This window comes from Kribbella sp. NPDC049227 (genome assembly GCF_043197265.1).
Classification (GTDB): domain Bacteria; phylum Actinomycetota; class Actinomycetes; order Propionibacteriales; family Kribbellaceae; genus Kribbella.
This window is the reverse complement of the sequence record NZ_JBICST010000005.1, coordinates 1-17,723: the sequence shown is the minus strand read 5'-3', so window position 1 is coordinate 17,723 and position 17,723 is coordinate 1. Positions and strand designations below refer to the sequence as shown.

The following is a 17,723-nucleotide window of genomic DNA, read 5'->3' as shown; positions in this document are numbered from 1 at the left end:
TCAGTGCGACGGCGCCTCGGGGACCGCCGGGCGCTCGTCGGGGACGTGGTTCTCCTCGTAGATGTCGGGCTCGAGGTAGATGTGCACGGCCATCGGCTCGGCCGCGCGGATGGCGCGTTCGGCGGCGTCGATGGCCTCGGCCACGACCGCGGCGTCGGCGGTCGGCTCGACGCCGAGCTTGGCGGCGACCAGGACCTCCTCCGGGCCGAGGTGCAGGGTCTTGATGTGGATCAGCCGCTGCACGCCGCTGGTGTTCTGGATCGCATCGACGATCTTCTGCTGTGCCTCACGGGTCGCGGACTCGCCGAGCAGCAGCGACTTCATCTCGATCGCCAGGAAGATCGCGACACAGACCAGCAGCGCACCGATCGCCATCGAGCCCAGGCCGTCGAACACACCGTTGCCGGTAGCAAGCGTCAGGGCGACGCCGATCAGCGCCAGCACCAGACCGGTCAGCGCGGCGAAGTCCTCCAGCAGGATGACCGGCAGCTCGGGCGCGCGGGCGTTGCGGATGAACCGCGGCCAGGACACCGGCCCGCGTAGCTTGTTCGCCTCCATGATCGCGGTCCGGAACGACAGCGACTCCATCACGATCGCGACCAGCAGCACCGCGACCGGGACCCACTTCCAGTTGTCGATCGGGTGCGGATCGTGGACCTTGTGGTAGCCCTCGTAGAGCGCGAACAGGCCGCCGACGCTGAACAGCACGATCGCGACGATGAACGAGTAGACGTACCGCTCCCGGCCGAACCCGAACTGGTGCAAGTCGTCGGCCTCGCGCCGGGCCCGCTTCCCACCGACCAGCAGCAGGACCTGGTTCCCGGCGTCGGCGACCGAGTGGATCGCCTCGGCCAGCATCGAGGCCGACTGGGTCAGCGCCCACGCGGCGAACTTGGTGACGGCGATGCCGGTGTTCGCCAGCAGCGCCGCGACGACGGCCTTGGTTCCGCCACCAGCCATGTTGTCCAGGTCCTCCGTAAACAGTCAGTGGTTTCAGCGCGCGGACACGACGAACGCCGTGCCGGAACCACGCAAGATACAGGGTCCTTCGGGTCCCGACGCGAACGCGGACTGACCGGCGGACAACGTCACGTCCGACTCGGTGCCTCCGGCCCCTACTTCGACCGATCCCGCCACACAGCAGACGATCCGCGGACCGACACCGGCCACCGTCCGTTCGCTGTCGTCCAGGTCGATCCTGTGGACGGCGAAGTACTCGGCACCGGTCTCGTACGTCGCCACGCCGTCAACCACCGGGGGCGCGGTGAGCACCGGATCGGTCAGCGGCTCGAAGTCCACCACTGACACCAGTTCCGGTACGTCGATGTGCTTGCTGGTCAGGCCGCCACGCAACACGTTGTCGGAGTTGGCCATCACCTCGAACCCGAATCCGGACAGGTACGCGTGCACGTTCCCGGCCGGCAGGTACACAGCCTCGAACCGCTCCAGCCGCACCCGGTTGAGCAGCAGCGCCGCGAGTACGCCGGGATCGTCCGGGAAGTCCGCGCAGAGCTTGGCCAGCGTCTCGCGCTCGACGGCGAACGCGTCCCCGGCGTACTGCGCACAGGCCTCACCGAGCGCCGAGACCAGCGGACGGATCGTGTCCCGGTCGCTGCCCATGAACTGGGTGAAGGCGTCCTGGAGCTTGCCGTTGCGCAGCAGGCTGGTGAGCTCCTCGAAGCCCACCGGCGCCAGCGCCTCGAGCAGCGCGACCGTGCCGTCCAGCGGCCGGAACCCGACCAGCGCCTCGAACGGCCCGAGCGCGATCAGGATCTCCGGTTTGGGCCACGCGTCCTTGTAGTTCCGGTCGGCCGCGTCCCGCGGGATCCCGGCGGCCTCGTCCCGTGCATACCCGTCGATCGCCTGCTCCCGCGAGGGGTGCGCCTGGATCGACAGCGGCTGCTCCGCGGCCAGCAGCTTGGCGAGGAACGGGAACCGCCCCTCGAACCGCTCTGTCGTCTCCTGCCCGAGTACGTCGGCCGGCCCGGCGGACACCACGTCGTACAGGGAATCGCCCCACGGCAGGACGGACGACGCGGACTCGTGGGCGCCCATCCACAGCTCGGCCTGCGGGCGGCCGTCCGGCTCCACGCCCATCAGCTCGGGGAGCGCTGTCCTCGAACCCCAGGCGTAGTCCCGGATGGTGTTCAGCAACGGCGCTACCACGCTGGATCCTCCGCTGGATTCCCCGGCTCGTCCGGGGCGGCGTCGACCGGAGTGCCGTACCGACCCAGGCCGATCCCCAGGTACGCCGCGGCGTACCGGCCGTGCTGCGACAGAGCGGCGTACCGGGCGATGTCCGTGCCCTCGGCCTGCGTGACCACGTTGACCCGCACGTCGTGACGCGCTGCCTTGTCCTCCAGCTTGTGCCGGTGCTCGGTGACCCCGGGGTCGTCCGTGCCGTCGTCCAGGATGACCAGAGCGGGCCGCAGCTCCTCCGGCTTGTCGAACGGGTCGGCGAACAGGTCGCGCGGCGGCTGGTTCAGCACCGGCAGCAGGTGCCCGGCGTCAGCGGCCAGAGCAGGCCGGCCACTCGCCAGCCGGATCGCCTCGACCACCCGGCGTGCGGCACGTGCGGCGAGGACGGATCCACCCCACACCAGCGGCAGCGCGTCGGCCAGGATCAGCGCGAGGTCCTTCGCCGGGTTCGAGGCGACGTCGGTGTTGGGCGAGCACTCGATCGCGACGTCGTCCAGGATCGACGCGACCGACTTGGCGTCCACCACCGGACCGAGCTCCATCTGGTGCAGCCCCTGCAGTACGGCGACCGCCGAGGCCAACTGGTCGTCGGACTGCGACGGCAGCCGGATGGCATGCCGCGACCCTGCGGACGCGCGCGCGACCGGGGAGTCCGGCGGAGCTGCGACCATCAGGCCGGTCCCACGCCGCTCCGCCTCGGACGCGGCCGACTCCGCGTCGGAATCGGGGCCGAGACCACCGAGGACGATCACCAGGTCGAGCGGACCCGCCCAACCGGGCAGACCAGGACCGGGCCAGGCCACGAACGGCACCGGGCAGACCGGCTCCAGCACGGCACGGACCAGTCGGGCGTCGCGGCCCGCGGCCAGCACCGCACGCGGCCGGAACCCGTCATTGTCGACCTTGGACAGGGCCTCCTCGGCCGCTTCCAGCTCGGCCCGGACGCGCGCACCGGCCATCGCGAGGCGCCGCAGCAGGTGATCGGTCGCCTCGAGCGCGGCCGGGTCGTCCAGCCGCGAGTCGTCGAAGGAGCTCATCAGCTGTCCGCGGATTCGGTGTCTCTCGTGTCCCGGGCCTCGTCGATCAGCAGCACCGGGATGTCGTCACGGACCGGGTAGGCCAGGGCGCAGGCGGCGTTCGTACAGACCAGTTCGTTCGCCTCGTCGTCCACGCGGAACTCCGAGCGGCACTTCGGGCAGACCAGGATGCTCAGCAGGTCCGGGTCCAGGTTGACAGCCATTCAGTTCTCCTCCACCGATGCACCGGTGATCAGGGCCAGTACTTCGTCACGGACGCGTTCCATCGTGGACCGGTCCGCGGCCTCGACGTTCAGCCGTAGCAGCGGTTCCGTGTTCGACGCACGGACGTTGAACCACCACTGTGGCGCCGACACGGTCAGACCGTCCAGATGGTCAACGGTAATGCCGGGCTTGTCGCCGTAGGTGTCCTCGATCGCCGCGACCGTGGCCGCGGCGTCGTCGACCTTGTTGTTGAGCTCGCCGGACGCGACGTACCGCTCGTAGTCGGCGAACAGCTCACTGGCCGGCTTGTCCTGCTCACCGAGCGCGGCCAGCACGTGCAGCGCGGCCAGCATGCCGGTGTCGGCCCGCCAGAAGTCCCGGAAGTAGTAGTGCGCCGAGTGCTCGCCGCCGAACACCGCGTCGGTCTCGGCCATCTTCTGCTTGATGTAGGAGTGCCCGACCCGGGCCCGGACCGGCGTCCCACCGTGCTCGGTGATCAGCTCGGGCACGGCCCTGGACGTGATCAGGTTGTGGATGACCGCCGAGCCCGGGTGCTTGGCCAGCTCCCGGACGGCGACCGCACCGGTGATCGCGCTCGGCGAGATCGGGTCGCCCTTCTCGTCCACCACGAAGCAGCGGTCCGCGTCGCCGTCGAAGGCCAGGCCGAGGTCGGCACCGGCCTCGCGGACCTTGGCCTGCAGGTCGACCAGGTTCTTCGGGTCCAGCGGGTTGGCTTCGTGGTTCGGGAAGTTGCCGTCCAGCTCGAAGTACAGCGGGATGATCCGGACCGGGCCGGAGGCGAACACGGCCGGGACGGTGTAGCCGCCCATGCCGTTGCCGGCGTCGACGACCACCGTGAGCGGGCGGATCCCGCTCAGGTCGACCAGGTCGTTGAGGTGGTCGGCGTACGCGGTCAGCAGGTTCTTGCGGGCCACCTTGCCCGGTACGGCGACCGGCGCCGGGCCCTCCGCGACGGTCTTGGCGACCAGGTCCGCGATATCGCGCAGACCGGACTCCGAGCCGACCGGGGACGCGCCGGCGCGGCACATCTTGATGCCGTTGTAGCGGGCCGGGTTGTGGCTGGCGGTGAACATCGCACCGGGCAGCTGGAGCCGGCCGGACGCGAAGTACAGCTGGTCCGTGGAGGCCAGGCCGATGTCGACCACGTCCGCGCCGGTGCTCGTCACACCCTCGGCGAACGCGGCCGCCAGCGCCGGGCTGGACGGCCGCATGTCGTAGCCGACCACAACCGCCCCCGGGGACGCGAGGACGTCCAGGACCTCGACGAACGCCGCCCCGGTCGCCCGGGCCACCGACTCGTCCAGCTGGTCCGGGACGACCCCTCGTACGTCGTACGCCTTGAAGATCGCCGCAACGTCAACCATGCGTGGACCCTATCCGGCCCACCGGCAAAGTCGTATTTCAGGCCTTGTCGAACCAGCCGATGTCCTTGCGGTGGTGGACCTCGGGGAGCTGGCGCGGGCTGGTCGGCGCGGCCCACTTGGCCGCGTTGGCGATGATCTGCTGCACCTCGGGCTGGTGGTACGTCGGGTACTCCTGGTCGCCCGGGCGGAAGTAGAACACCCGGCCCTGGCCGCGGCGGTAGCAGCAGCCGGAGCGGAACACCTCGCCGCCGGTGAACGAGCTGACGAACACCAGCTCGTCCGGCTGCGGGATGTCGAACAGCTCGCCGTACATCTCCTCGCGCTCGATCACCAGCGGGTGCGGGATGCCCTGCGCGATCGGGTGGCCGGCCGCGACCGTCCAGATCAGCTCACGGTCGTTCTCGGCCCGCCAGTCCAGCGAGCAGGTGGTGCCCATCAGCTTGATGAAGATCTTGCTGAAGTGCGCCGAGTGCAGCGCGATCAGGCCCATCCCGGACAGCACGTGCTTCTGCACCCGCTCGACGATCGCGTCGTCGACCTCGCCGTGAGCCGCGTGACCCCACCAGGTAAGTACGTCGGTCTCGGCGAGCACCTCCTCGGTCAGGCCGTGCTCGGGCTGCTGCAGCCACGCGGTCCGGACCACCACGTCCTGGCCCAGCTTGGCCCGCAGCGCGGCCGCGATCGTCTCGTGCATCGTGTCCGGGTAGACCTTCTGCACCGAGGCGTCGCGCTGGTCGTGCACGTTCTCGCCCCAGACGGTGACACGAATCGGATCAGTCATGGAGAACAACCTCTCGTCCCGCCTTCGCCGAGGCGTAGCAGGCGTCGATGACCTCGGTCCTCAGCAGCGCCTCGGACCCGTTCTGACCTTCCCAGTCGCCACTGCGGACGACCCGGACGAACTCCCGCACCACTCCGCGGTGGCCGAGTCCCGCACCGGTCGCGGGCTTCACCTCGGCCGGGATGCCGGCCACGTCGGTGAAGATCCGCAGCGTGTCCTCGGTGGTGTAGTTCTGCACCTCGATCTTGGCGCCGCCCTCGGTGCCGAACAGCTCGATGCCGAAGTTGTCGCCCGGCGCCCGGTAGGTGGCCCAGCTGGTCTCCAGCTGCAGCGCGCCGCCGCCCTCGAGCCGCAGGTACGCCGTGGCCAGGTCCTCGACCTCGAACTTCGAACCGAGCGTGTCGACCGTCGGCCGGATCGCGCTGCTGACGCTGCCGCGACCGCGCGGACCGAGCTCGGCGAACGTGTTCGCCGAGACCGTGGTCACCGACGGCTCGCCCAGCAGGTGCAGCGCGAGGTCGAGGATGTGGACGCCGAGGTCGATCAACGGGCCGCCGCCGGACAACTCGCGGTTGGTGAACCAGCCGCCCATGCCGGGGATGCCGTTGCGGCGCATCCAGTGCGCCTTCGCGTAGTAGATCCGGCCCAGCTGCCCCTCGTCGATCTGGTGCTTCAGCGCCGCGACGTCACCGCGCTCACGGTGGTTGAAGACGACCTTCAGCACCCGGCCGGCCTGCTTGGAGGCCTCGACCATCGCGGTGCCCTCGGCGACCGTCCGGGCCAGCGGCTTCTCGGACAGCACGTGCAGGCCCTTCTCCAGCGCCTTCAGCGCGATCGGGGCGTGCAGCTGCGTCGGCGTACCGATGCTGACCGCTTCGAGACCCTCGGTCTCGAGCAGGTCTTCCCAGTTCTCGTAGAGGTGCGGTACGCCGTGCTTCTCGCCGAGGCTGGTCAGGAGGTCCTTCTCCAGCCCGGCCAGCGCCACCACCTCGACGTCCGGCAGTTCCGAGAACGCCTCGAGCGCCGTACGCCCGGCGAAGCCCAGCCCGACAACACCGACCCGCAGTTTTTGATCGTTCACACCCACGATCCTCTCGCACTGACAACGACGGACACAAACCGCTTCCCACAGTACGAAACATGTTCGAACACCGACGCCCCACCGGGCCTGTCGCGCCACGCCCCCACCCCGGCCACACCCGGCCCACACCCCGCCGCCCCGCCCTCCACCCCTCAGCACACGAGGGGATATCCGTCCGAGTGGTGGGTTCTCCCCTCGCACAAGAGCAGCGAACCCACCACCCGCGGGGATATCCCCCCCGAAGCCGGGCAGTGGGTCAGGCACGCTGACAGGTGGTGGAGGGTGGTGGGTCAGTCGTCGTCGGGGTCGAAGTCGGGGTCGATCTGCTCCGGGGAGAGCGCCAGTACGTCGGCCAGTTCGAGCACCAGCGCGGACCGGACCAGCCAGGCCAGGCTGGTCGCGGAGCGTTCGGCCCGCAGCTCGATCGGGCGGCGGAACACCACGATCCGGTACGGCTCGTGCGACGTGCCCCCGGTGGAGTGGGTGAGCGGGATCTCGCGCGCATCCAGGTCCAGGTTCGGGACGTCCTCGATGGCGAACTCGACCCGGGCGACGACCTGCGGCAGCCGCTTCTCCAGCCGGGTCACCTCGATCGCGACCACCTCGTCGAACTGCGCGGCGCCGGAGCGCTGCAACGGCAGACCGCGTGGCGCGAACCGGCTCGGCCGGCTGATCGGGCCGAGCATGCCGCGGCCATGGCGGTCGATGTGCCTGCGATGACGGCGAGCCTCGGTCACGCGCTCAGCCTAGTGGGCGTAATGTCTGGTCGTGAGCATCGCCAGGATCTGTTCGCGCGCCGCCTGTCATCAGCCGGCCGTGTCGACGCTCACCTATGTGTACGCCGACTCCACCTGTGTGCTCGGCCCGTTGGCGACGTACGCCGAACCGCACTGCTACGACCTGTGTGCCGACCACGCGGACCGGCTGACGGCTCCGAACGGCTGGGAGGTCATCCGGCTCGCTCCGGACCCGGCCGCGGCGGGACCGTCGTCGGACGACCTGGAGGCGCTGGCCAACGCGGTCCGTGAGGCCGCCAGGCCGCTACCGCCCCCGGGGCCAGGTGCTGGTACGCCGGGCGCACCCGTGGAGGTCGCCCGTCGCCGACACCTGCGGATGCTGCAGGACCCGGGCGCCAACACCTCCGAGGGCTGACTACCTCAGCGCGGCCCGCGCATCCGGCTCGGCGCCCAGTTGCGCCCGGAACACCAGTGACGTCGTCAGCGGCCAGGCCGCCACCTGTGCGATGTCGTCGTCGTCCGGCTTCGCGGCCGGCATCAGCGTCACCCCGGCCACGATGTCCCCGCGGGCCTGCTCCACCATCAGGTACGTCGGCCGCGGCTGGGCCTTGAACGGGATCTGGCTGGTGGCGCCACCGAGGACGTCGAGCGTCCGCGTGCTCAGCACCCGGCCGGCCGCGTCCCGCAGCTCGAACTTCACGCTCGCGGGCTTGCCCGGCGCCGTCACCTGCAGCACTGTAGGCTGCCGATGCGCCGGCAGCACCAGGTACGCCGGTCCGGTCAGCGGCTCGGCCGACCCGAGCGACGCGAAGTCGCTCCCACTCGCGTCCACCATCCGCATCGCGGCGGTCACCGGCTCGTCCGACGCCAGCGTGATCGCACTGGGATCACCATGCAGGACCGGGTCCAGCCTGACCGTCTTCACCGCCCCGGCCGGGACCTGCACGGTCTCCAGTCCGGCCGGCTTGAACGGACCGTTCAGCCCGTTCACGGTCAGGCTGACCGTCGCCTGCAGGTCGGTCGGGTTCGCGATCGAGAGGATCCGCAGTCCGGCACCGGGCGCGGCAGCCGGCACGTACACCTTCGTCGCCGGCGGGGCGGACGGGCTCAGCCAGTCCACACCGCCGGGCTCGCCGTTCGTCTTGGTCGCGTTGCTCCGCAGCGACGGCGATACCCGGCCACCGGTCGACTGGACGTGCAGCGCGACGTCCTTCGCGTTGGGCGCGATCTGCCGGAGGTACAGCGGGATCGTCCCGCGCGCCGGCACGACCAGACCGCGGGCGTTCGGGAGGTCCAGCTGGCCGTTGCTCGAGAAGACGGTGACGTTGACCTCGGCGTTGATGCTGTCCAGGTTCGTCAGCACCAGTACGTCGCGCCGGTCCGTGCTCGCCCCGGCGAACCAGAAGTCGGAGCCGGGCACCTGGCACGGCGCACTCGCCATGCCGAGGTTCACACCTTCGGCGGAGACGGTCGTACTGGTGCCGACCGTGCCCGCGGCGAGCGGACCGGTGCCCTGGATCGACAACTCCGCCGGTTTGGTGACCGCACCGGTCGAACCGACCTTGCCGCGGACCAGCACCGACCCGACCGGATTCGCGGTGCTCGGCAGCGGCGTGATCTGCAGCGGCACCTCCTTGCCCGCCGCGACGGGCGTGCCTTCCGGAAGGGTCGGCGACACCGCGCTCACGATGCTGGACGTCTGCCCGCCGGGGGCCAGCGCCGGGCAGGACAGCGCCGTACGGTTCACCACCGAACGCGCGGGTTCGGTGACACCCTCGGCCCGGGCCTTCGGCTCCTTCGCGTGGGTGACCACACCGAGCCCGCCGATGGCAGCCATCGCCAGCACACAGGCTCCGACCCGGACGCGCACGTCCGACAGCAACCGGCTCACCGGTCCCTCCTCGCGTGGGTGCCGTGCGGGACCGCGACAGTACGCCGTACGGTCGGCAGGCAGAAGATCAGCGCGATGATCCAGGCGATGATGCCGAGGATCCGCCACAGCGTGTGGGTCTGGTCGTGCAGCGGTGTCTCGCCCTTGATCTTCGACCGGTCCACCAGCCAGGACGCGTCGCCGTCGGCCGCACTGGCCCGGGTCAGACCGGGCAGGGAGTCCAGCGTCGACTGCAGGTTCTGGTCGACCGGAGCGGGCAGGTACACGTAGTCGATCGCCAGTCCGGCCAACTGCCGTCCCTCTTCACCACTACCGCCACCACCGAGCGTCGACAATACGTCGGTGATCGGCTTGGACTGCTGCGCCGTCGGCGCCGCCTCCAGCGCGCCCATCCGCGGGCCACCGTCCTTCACCAGCGAGTACCGCATCGCGTTCCCGGGGTCCTTGCGCACAACCAGGATCGACGCGTTCTGTGGCGGCGCCTGCGACGACGCCAGGTACGCCGGCAGGTCCTGCGCCGGGCCACGCCACAACGGGCCGTCGGCGCCACGCACCAGCCAGAACCCGGCCGTCACGATCGTCGTCACCAGCACGATCCCGAGCACACCCTGCACGATGACCTCGGTCGACTTGCCGACCGAGTCCCAGGCCACTGCCACCGCGACGATCCAGCCCGCGGTCATCAGGAACATCAGCGGTCCACTGCCACCACCCAGCCGGCTCGCGATCAGCGTCCCGGTCAGACCGGCCAGCGCGGCGAACCAACCGAGCAACTCGTACCGCTGCCGCGACTGCCGCAGCAGAGCGACCAACGCCACCAGGATCAGCGGTACGGCGAACCACCACGGCGCGGGCGCACCGATCGGCGTACCAGTCAGCAAGTGCGCAAGGCTGTCGCCCGGGCCGATGGAGGCGGTCGGTGGACCACCGGCCTCCTGACCCAGCCGCGCCGGATGCAGCACCAACTGGATCGTCCACGGCAAGACCAGCAGCAGACCCAGTACGACGGAGAAGACAAGCTGGCGACCCTGCCGACGCCAACCGAGCCGGAGCACACCGCCGAGCACCAGAGTGATGCCGACGAGCAGACCCAACGCCGGTGTGAACGCGAACAGCACGGCCTGGCAGATCCCCGCGAACCACGCGGCCCGCCAGCTGCCTTGGACGACGACTCGACGCCGCCGGGCGATGGTGTGGACGGCGGCGCCCAGCAGCGGCAGCACAATCGCGGCCACGCAGGTCCCGATCCGGCCTTGCGAGACAGCGCCATTGGTGAAGACAGCCAGTCCGTACGCCGCCGCGCCCCAAGCTCTCGCCACCCGGTCGACGACGAACGCACGCAACAGCACCCAGGCGGCCAGAGCAGCTAGCGGGACCGCACCGAGGAGCAGGATGTTCGCCGCGCCGGTCGGACCGAACATCACGGTGGAGAAGGCCCAGAACTGCGCCAGCCAAGCAGGAGGCGTGACCCCCGGTGGCGCGGCGGAGGCCGCATGCCACAGCGAGGCAAGGCTTTCGTGCGCCGGCAGCAACACGTTGGAGCGCAGGACACCGCCACCGATCAGACTGCGGGCAGCGATCAACGCCCCGAGCGCGAGGACGACCCACGCGACCAGGAACGGCCGGCGGATCAGCTGACGGCGCCAACGCGGCTTGTCGACGGCCACGCGGGCGGTCGACTTCGCCCGCCGCGCAGTGGTGACGACCTGCTCTTCCGGCTCGTCCGCCCAGGCTTCGCGGATCCGCTCGGAGATCGTCCCGGTCGTCTCCTCCAGGTTGTGCCGCAAGGCGTGCACGGACCGGGAGAACAGTCCCTTGATGTCGTCGTACGGGACGCGATCGAGGCTGCGGCGATTCTTGCGCGCCTGCGTCCAGCCGCCGGCCAGCAGTGTGCCGAGCAACGCGGTCCACTCGTCGACCGCACCGGACGGCGTCTTGCCGATGACGAACCAGATCGAACGAAGGATCGTCCCGAGGAGGAAACGCAGGATCAGCAGCGGCAGCAGCTTGCCTGGCGCGTTGGCCAGGACGGTGTAGTACGCGTGTGCACGGTCGAGTTGGTAGGCATGTCGTCGCGTGCCGGCCAGCGCACGCTCACCCGTCGCGGCGGCCTGTGCGTGGTAGATGACCGCGTCGGGTGCGACGCCGACCTGGAAGCCGGCCCGGCTGGCCCGCCAGCCGAAGTCGATGTCGTCGCGGAACATCGGCAGCCGCGGATCGAAGCCGTGCAAGGCTTCCCAGACATCGCGGCGGACCAGCATGCCGGCCGAGCTGACCGCGAGGACGTTGCGCGGCTGGTCGTGCTGACCCTGGTCGAGCTCACCGCTCTCGATGCCGGTGTCGCGGCGGCCGCCGAGCGACGTGGTGACGCCGACCTCGAGCAGTTCGCGGTCCCGCGGCCAGAGCCGCAGCTTCGGGCCCCAGACACCGACGCCCGGTGTAATAGTGGCCTGGAGCAACAATTGCTCGAGCGCCTTCGGGGCCGGTGCGCAGTCGTCGTGCAACAGCCACAGCCACTCGACCACCGGCATGTGACCGTCGTCGCCGTACGGGCCGACCGCGGACGGTATCGGTGCGAAGCCGACCGCCTCCAGGCCACGGGCGACGGCTACGCCGAAACCTGTCCGCGCGGACACGCTGACGACCGGTTCGACACCGGGCATCGCGGCCAGCAGTTCGGCCGTCTCGTCGGTGGAGCCGGTGTCGACCGCGATCAGCCGGTCCGGGCGCGGGTTCAGCGCCCAGAGCGCCTCGGACAACCGGGGCAGCCAAGCGGCGCCCTCGTGCCCGACCACGACCGCGGTGACGACGTGCCGGACTCGCGGCCGACCCATCGGGTCGTCGATGTGGTCGGTCGGGAAATCGACGGAGTCGAAGAATTCCCAGCCGGCCGGAGCTTCTTGTTCCATGCGGAGCTGTGACCTCGATGGTTGCGGAATACCTCACCACGACCGGAGTCGTAGCGAGGACTCACCATACAGCCGTCGGCCCAGCCCCCGGACAGCCGCGGGCCCCGGCGACTGTACGTCGGCGGGGCCACGCGGAAAGTCCTGATGATGTTGTGTGCCGGGTTTCGACCGTCAGACGGCCTTCTTCTTCAGCTTGCGGCGCTCCCGCTCCGACAGGCCGCCCCAGATCCCGAAGCGCTCGTCGTTCTGCAGTGCGTACTCGAGGCATTCGCCCCGCACGTCACAGCCGAGGCACACTTTCTTCGCCTCGCGGGTGGAACCGCCCTTCTCCGGGAAGAAAGCCTCCGGGTCGGTCTGGGCACACAGCGCCCTTTCCTGCCAGTTCGGCTCCTCCTCGATCGCCTCACCGTCGACAATCGCCATCAGCTCTGTCACGGTACGACCTCCTCGACCCTGTTCGTTCCCCTGTACATGTGGGTTTGCGGTCCACATGCCTGACCTCGTCCGTCCTGCGCTCTGCAACGGTCCCCGATACCGAGTGTCCAACGAACGACACGGTTGAAATTACATTCCTGCAATCCACGAAAGTCAAGCCGTGGTCTGCTATTGGCATCATCCGCAACACGGCTGCAAAAGAACGAGAGGCCTGTCTGCACAGGCCTCTCGTCTTCGTGTGCTACTGCGCGAACCGGGGTGAAGAAATTTCGCCACCAGCTCGGTAAGGGCTTGCTGCCTTGTCAGCAAGGCGTTTTCAGCCCCCGCTGGGACCACCAGCTCAGGACGGCTGGGACCACCAGCCCTGCTGACCCTGGCCCTGCTGGCCCTGATCGTCCTTGTCGGACTCGGAAACCCGCGGATCCACGCGGGTTTCGTCGGCAGCGGCCTCGGTCGCCTGCGGCTGCTCCGGCTCCGCGCTGGGCGCCGGCTCGGCGGCCGGTGCCTCTTCGGCCTGCCAGGACTGCTCACCCGGCTGCCAGGACTGAGCCTCCGGCTGCGCCGGCTCGTGCTGGCTCTGCTCCTGCGGGGCCGGCCAATCCGGCTGCGCCTGCTGGCTGTACTCGTCGGCGGCCGGCTGGGCCTGCTGGCCGTAGTCCTGGCCGGACCACTGCTGCTGACCGGCGTCTGCGCCGCCCCACTGCTGCTGCTCCTGCGGCCATTGCTGGCCCTGGTCCTGGCCGCCCCACTGCTGCTGGCCTTCGGAGCTCCACGCCTGGGTCGGCTCGGCACCCTGGGCCTCGGCGGCAGGCCACGCCTGCTCAGCCGGCTGCTGCCCGGCCTGCTGCGCCTCCGCTTCACCAGCGGACCAGTTCTGCTGCTGCTCTCCCTGGTTCCAGCTCTGCTCCTGCGGCCACTGCTGCTCGCCCTGCGCCGCCGCGTAGCCACCGACCGCACCGGCACCACCAGCCGCGCCATAACCGCCGTACTGGCCCTGGGCCTGGCCCTGGTCGTAGCCGTACTGGCCTTGCTGGCCCTGCTGCTGGCCGTAGCCACCCTGCTGCTGACCGTACGGCGCCTGCTGCTGGCCGAACTGCTGCTGCGGGTACTGGCCACCCTGCTGCTGGGCGAACTGGCCCGGCTTCGGCGCGCGGACCGGCACCGGGAGCGCCTGGAAGGTCTTCATGACGTAGAGGCCGACAGCGCCGTACAGGGCGAGGCCGGCGAGTGCGTAGACGAAGCCGACGATCTTGAGGCCGGCGGTGCTGGTCTCGGCGAAGCCCGCGAAGGCCGTGATCAGGCCGATCAGCAGGGCCACACCGGTGATCACGAGCGCGACCAAGGTCACGGTCCGGGCATTCGCTGTCCGTTCACCTGCCTCGTTCACCAGCCAGACCGCAGCGGTCAGCGCCAGCAGTAGCAGCACTGCGCCGAAGGACGGCGGGGTGAGAATGCTCTGCACTCCACCGGCGGCCGCGGTGAATCCGGCGCCGCCGACGAACAGCCGGATCAGCGATGCCAGCACGATCAGACCGGCGAATGCGAGCAGGATGTACGCGACCGGCTCTCTGAGCTTCTTGGTTGCGTCGGTGACCACGAGGGCTCCTCGGGATGTTGGGGGCCGTACAACTGAGCTGTGCGGATGTTCGGACCCACCGCAGCATAGTCGTGCGGTGGTTCGATGCATTGACGACTCGTGCAGACTCTTCCCATGCGATTGACAGTGCTGGCCGGTGGCGTCGGCGGTTCCACCTTCCTGCGTGGGCTGCTCAAGGCTCGCCCGGATGCCGAGATCACCGTGGTGGGGAACACCGCGGACGACATCACCCTGTTCGGGCTGCGGGTCTGCCCGGACCTCGACACGGTGATGTACACCCTCGGTGGCGGTATCTCGGCCGAACGCGGCTGGGGCCGCGAGGACGAGACCTGGGTGATCAAGGAGGAGCTGGCCGCGTACGGCGTGGAGCCGACCTGGTTCGGTCTCGGCGACCGGGACGTGGCGACCCACCTGGTCCGGACCCAGATGCTCGACGCCGGATACGGCCTGACCGCGGTGACCGAAGCCCTGTGCCAACGGTGGAAGCTGCCGGTCCGGCTGCTGCCGATGAGCGACGACCGGGTCGAGACCCATGTGGTCGTCGACGACCCGGACAACCCCGGCCGGCGCAAGGCGATCCACTTCCAGGAGTACTGGGTCCGCTGGCACGCCGAGATCACCGCGCACCAGATCATCGCGGTGGGCCAGGAGAAGGCGAAGCCGGCCCCCGGTGTGCTGGAGGCCATCGCCGACTGCGACGTACTGATCGTGCCGCCGTCGAACCCGGTGGTCTCGGTCGGCACCATCCTCGGTGTCCCTGGGATCCGCGACGCGGTCCGGGAGACGTCCGCACCGGTCATCGGCCTCTCGCCGATCATCGGGAGCGGCCCGGTGCGCGGCATGGCCGACAAGGTGCTGGCCGCCGTCGGTGTCGCCTCCACCGCCTCGGCGGTCGCGCGGTACTACGGTTCGCGCGCGTCCGGCGGTGTCCTGGACGGGTGGCTGATCGACCTGTCGGACTACGCCCAGCAGGATTCGATCGCGGGAGCCGGAATTCACGTGCAGGCGGTGCCGTTGTGGATGACGGACGAGACGAAAACCGCCGCGATGGCTGACGCGGCACTGAACCTCGCGGAGGCCGTACGGCGATGAGGAAGCACCTGGAAGTCTTCCCGGTGACCGGTCTGCCCGAGGTGGCGGCCGGAGACGACCTGGCGGAGCTGATCGGCCAGGGGGCGGACCTGCGGGACGGTGACGTGGTTTCCGTCACGTCCAAGATCGTCAGCAAGGCGGAGGGGCGACTGACCCACGGCACCCGGCAGGAGGCGATCGACGCGGAGCTCGTGCGCGTCGTGGCCCAGCGTGGCGAGACCCGCATCGTGCAGACCCGCCACGGCCTGGTGATGGCCGCCGCCGGCACTGACACGTCCAACACCGCGCCCGGCACGGTCCTGTTGCTTCCCGTCGACCCGGATGCGTCGGCCCGGCAGCTGCGTGAGGCCCTGAAGCAGCAGTACGACGTCAACGTCGGCATCGTGGTCACTGACACGCTCGGCCGCCCGTGGCGCAACGGCCAGACCGATCTGGCGATCGGCGCCGCCGGTGTGCGCGTGGTGGAAGACCTCCGCGGTACGACGGACAGCCACGGCAACGTGCTCGCGGTGACGGAGCCGGCTCTGGCCGACGAGATCGCCAGTGCCAGCGAGCTGGTCAAGGGCAAGGCGGACGGAGTACCCGTCGCCGTACTGCGTGGACTGGGCGACGTCGTACTGCCCGTCGGCGAGCACGGTCCGGGCGCGCGGGCGTTGGTGCGGGATGCCGAATCGGACATGTTCAGCCTGGGGACCCGGGAGGCCGCGCGGGCCGCCGTACTGGACCGGGTGGCGCCCGCTGGTCCGCGTGAGGTGGACCCGGCGCTGTGGGACGGGTTGCTGGACGAGGTCGAGGACATTCACCTCGAGGTGCTTGACAACGCTGTCACAGTATTCGGCGACGAGCCGGTCGCGGTCGGCGTGATCGCGGAGCGGCTCGCGGTGCTGTTGCACGCCGAGGGGTACGGCGTCTCCGTACGGACCGGGCCGGGCAGTGAGGCGACGGTCACGTTCGGCTCACGACCGAGGTAGTTTTCTAGGCAACCTCTCAGGGTCGCTGCGTACACTGCATCCGCACGGCGGCGCGGTGGCCGCCCCGATCCGGGAAGACCAACACTGTGGGTAAAGCGTCGTCGCAGAAGCAGTCGCGCCGCGAAATGATCGAGAAGATGCAGCGGGACCAGGCTCGCCAGGACAAGCGGCGGACCATGCTCATCGTGATCGCCTCGATCGTCGTTGGCCTGGCCATCATTGCCTACCCGGCGATCCGGCTGATCCAGGACTCCCGGACCAAGAACCAGGCCGTCACCGACTTCGGGGTGGCCGCCTCGGCCGCCTCGTGCGATGCGCCCACCAACGACGAGGGCGGCGGCACCCAGGACCATCGGCCGGACGGCGAGAAGATCGCCTACCCGGTCTCCCCGCCGTCGTCCGGCCCGCACTACGCGGTCTGGGCGCCGTTCGGGAAGAAGTTCTACACCGTCGACGACCGGCCGCCGGTGGAGAACCTCGTGCACAACCTGGAGCACGGCTACACGCTGATGTGGTACCGCGACACGTTGCCGAAGGACCAGATCGACGAGATCGAGAAGATCTCCAAGGCGAAACTGCCGGACGGCTCGATGGGCAAGTTCATCGCGGCGCCGTTCAAGGAATCCGACGGCAAGCCCTGGCCGGACGGCAAGTCGGTCGCCTTCGCGCACTGGAGCGCCCCGCAGTCCGACAACAAGTCCTTCGGCCACCGCCAGTTCTGCGGCTCCGTCAGCGGCGAGTCCCTCCAGCAGTTCATGGACAAGTACCCCGCCTCCGACGCCCAGGAACCCAACGGCGGCTGACCCACCCACCGCACCAGCCGCCGCCGAACGGAGACCACCTTTCGGCGGCGGTTGCTGTTGTTTCAGCGCGTGCGCCTGCCCAGGGCAGAGAGACCGGACACTTTCTGGTGGCCGCGAACTCGTCCTGCACTGTCCATCGCAACCGGGTGCTGTTCACGTCCCCGACACTCTGTCGCTCAGATGCCCGAGACCACACGCAGCACGCACGCGCGACGCCTAAGAACCCGACGGCGGCCGGTCCCGCGAGACAGTTGTCCTCGGGGGATATCCCTTCACGTAGGGGGTTACCCCGTCGTACACGAGCAGAGAACCCACAACCCGAGCGGACAGGCAGTGCGGTTGAGCGGCCGCGTCCTGTGTACGACGATCACAGGTGCACTACCCGCCGATCGGCGCACCCGCCAGCCGTCCCCACCGATCCGCGCGGGCATTTGACCGGATAACCCCTCAAATGGACGGTTCTCTGCCCGGAATACGAGGGGAGAACGCGCAACCTCAGGGGTTAACCGGCTCTCCTGACGCATGTGTGGGTGGTTTGTGCGTGGCTGGAGTGGCGCACGCCGTTCCCTGTCTAGGTTTCTGAGCTGTCTGGGAACAGGAA

Annotated in this window: 16 protein-coding genes; 4 read left to right on the top strand and 12 right to left on the bottom strand. The window is 69.6% G+C overall.

Annotated features, from left to right (window positions below; all coding sequences use genetic code 11):
- The 8 genes from ACGFH6_RS22210 to ACGFH6_RS22175 all read right to left on the bottom strand — a co-directional run bounded on the left by ACGFH6_RS22210 (window position 1) and on the right by ACGFH6_RS22175 (window position 7,424).
- A complete protein-coding gene (locus ACGFH6_RS22210) occupies window positions 1–960 on the bottom strand; it encodes a cation diffusion facilitator family transporter (protein ID WP_393386791.1) in 960 nt (319 codons plus the stop codon).
- A 33-nt stretch (window positions 961–993) separates the two neighbouring features.
- Complete coding sequence (manA, locus tag ACGFH6_RS22205) at window positions 994–2,166, bottom strand: mannose-6-phosphate isomerase, class I (RefSeq protein WP_393386789.1); 1,173 nt, start codon at window positions 2,164–2,166, stop codon at window positions 994–996.
- Window positions 2,160–3,236, bottom strand: coding sequence for an SIS domain-containing protein (locus ACGFH6_RS22200; RefSeq protein WP_393386786.1), 1,077 nt, complete (start codon window positions 3,234–3,236; stop codon window positions 2,160–2,162). The genes manA and ACGFH6_RS22200 overlap by 7 nt, the downstream gene beginning before the upstream one ends.
- A complete protein-coding gene (locus tag ACGFH6_RS22195) occupies window positions 3,236–3,439 on the bottom strand; it encodes a Trm112 family protein (protein WP_131352674.1) in 204 nt (67 codons plus the stop codon). The genes ACGFH6_RS22200 and ACGFH6_RS22195 overlap by 1 nt, the downstream gene beginning before the upstream one ends.
- Window positions 3,440–4,825 carry a phosphomannomutase/phosphoglucomutase gene (locus tag ACGFH6_RS22190; protein ID WP_393386783.1) on the bottom strand — a complete coding sequence of 462 codons (1,386 nt, stop codon included), beginning with the start codon at window positions 4,823–4,825 and terminating at the stop codon, window positions 3,440–3,442. It lies immediately after the preceding gene.
- Window positions 4,826–4,862: 37 nt separating this feature from the next.
- Window positions 4,863–5,606: a ThuA domain-containing protein gene (locus ACGFH6_RS22185; protein ID WP_393386781.1), complete on the bottom strand. Its 744-nt coding sequence runs from the start codon at window positions 5,604–5,606 to the stop codon at window positions 4,863–4,865.
- Window positions 5,599–6,687 carry a Gfo/Idh/MocA family protein gene (locus tag ACGFH6_RS22180; protein ID WP_393386778.1) on the bottom strand — a complete coding sequence of 363 codons (1,089 nt, stop codon included), beginning with the start codon at window positions 6,685–6,687 and terminating at the stop codon, window positions 5,599–5,601. The genes ACGFH6_RS22185 and ACGFH6_RS22180 overlap by 8 nt, the downstream gene beginning before the upstream one ends.
- A 290-nt stretch (window positions 6,688–6,977) precedes the next feature.
- Window positions 6,978–7,424, bottom strand: a complete 447-nt coding sequence (locus ACGFH6_RS22175) for a metallopeptidase family protein (RefSeq protein WP_360438269.1) — start codon at window positions 7,422–7,424, stop codon at window positions 6,978–6,980.
- Window positions 7,425–7,455: 31 nt separating this feature from the next.
- Between ACGFH6_RS22175 and ACGFH6_RS22170 the strand changes: the two genes are divergently transcribed.
- Window positions 7,456–7,839, top strand: a complete 384-nt coding sequence (locus ACGFH6_RS22170) for a DUF3499 domain-containing protein (protein ID WP_393386775.1) — start codon at window positions 7,456–7,458, stop codon at window positions 7,837–7,839.
- Here the strand turns inward: ACGFH6_RS22170 and ACGFH6_RS22165 are convergent, their stop codons facing one another.
- The 4 genes from ACGFH6_RS22165 to ACGFH6_RS22150 form a co-directional block, all read right to left on the bottom strand.
- Window positions 7,840–9,315 carry a DUF5719 family protein gene (locus tag ACGFH6_RS22165; protein WP_393386772.1) on the bottom strand — a complete coding sequence of 492 codons (1,476 nt, stop codon included), beginning with the start codon at window positions 9,313–9,315 and terminating at the stop codon, window positions 7,840–7,842.
- Complete coding sequence (locus ACGFH6_RS22160) at window positions 9,312–12,224, bottom strand: glycosyltransferase (protein ID WP_393386769.1); 2,913 nt, start codon at window positions 12,222–12,224, stop codon at window positions 9,312–9,314. Before ACGFH6_RS22160 ends, ACGFH6_RS22165 begins: the two co-directional genes overlap by 4 nt.
- Window positions 12,225–12,395: 171 nt before the next feature.
- Window positions 12,396–12,647, bottom strand: a complete 252-nt coding sequence (locus ACGFH6_RS22155) for a WhiB family transcriptional regulator (protein ID WP_020389877.1) — start codon at window positions 12,645–12,647, stop codon at window positions 12,396–12,398.
- Between the two features lie 352 nt (window positions 12,648–12,999).
- Complete coding sequence (locus ACGFH6_RS22150) at window positions 13,000–14,256, bottom strand: hypothetical protein (protein ID WP_393386767.1); 1,257 nt, start codon at window positions 14,254–14,256, stop codon at window positions 13,000–13,002.
- A gap of 114 nt (window positions 14,257–14,370) precedes the next feature.
- Here ACGFH6_RS22150 and cofD point away from each other — a divergent pair, with 114 nt between their 5' ends.
- The 3 genes from cofD to ACGFH6_RS22135 all read left to right on the top strand — a co-directional run bounded on the left by cofD (window position 14,371) and on the right by ACGFH6_RS22135 (window position 17,122).
- A complete protein-coding gene (cofD, locus tag ACGFH6_RS22145; protein WP_393386764.1) occupies window positions 14,371–15,348 on the top strand; it encodes a 2-phospho-L-lactate transferase in 978 nt (325 codons plus the stop codon).
- Window positions 15,345–16,319, top strand: coding sequence for a coenzyme F420-0:L-glutamate ligase (locus ACGFH6_RS22140; RefSeq protein ID WP_393386762.1), 975 nt, complete (start codon window positions 15,345–15,347; stop codon window positions 16,317–16,319). The genes cofD and ACGFH6_RS22140 overlap by 4 nt, the downstream gene beginning before the upstream one ends.
- A gap of 125 nt (window positions 16,320–16,444) precedes the next feature.
- Complete coding sequence (locus ACGFH6_RS22135) at window positions 16,445–17,122, top strand: DUF3105 domain-containing protein (protein ID WP_393386759.1); 678 nt, start codon at window positions 16,445–16,447, stop codon at window positions 17,120–17,122.
- Window positions 17,123–17,723: the final 601 nt, after the last annotated feature.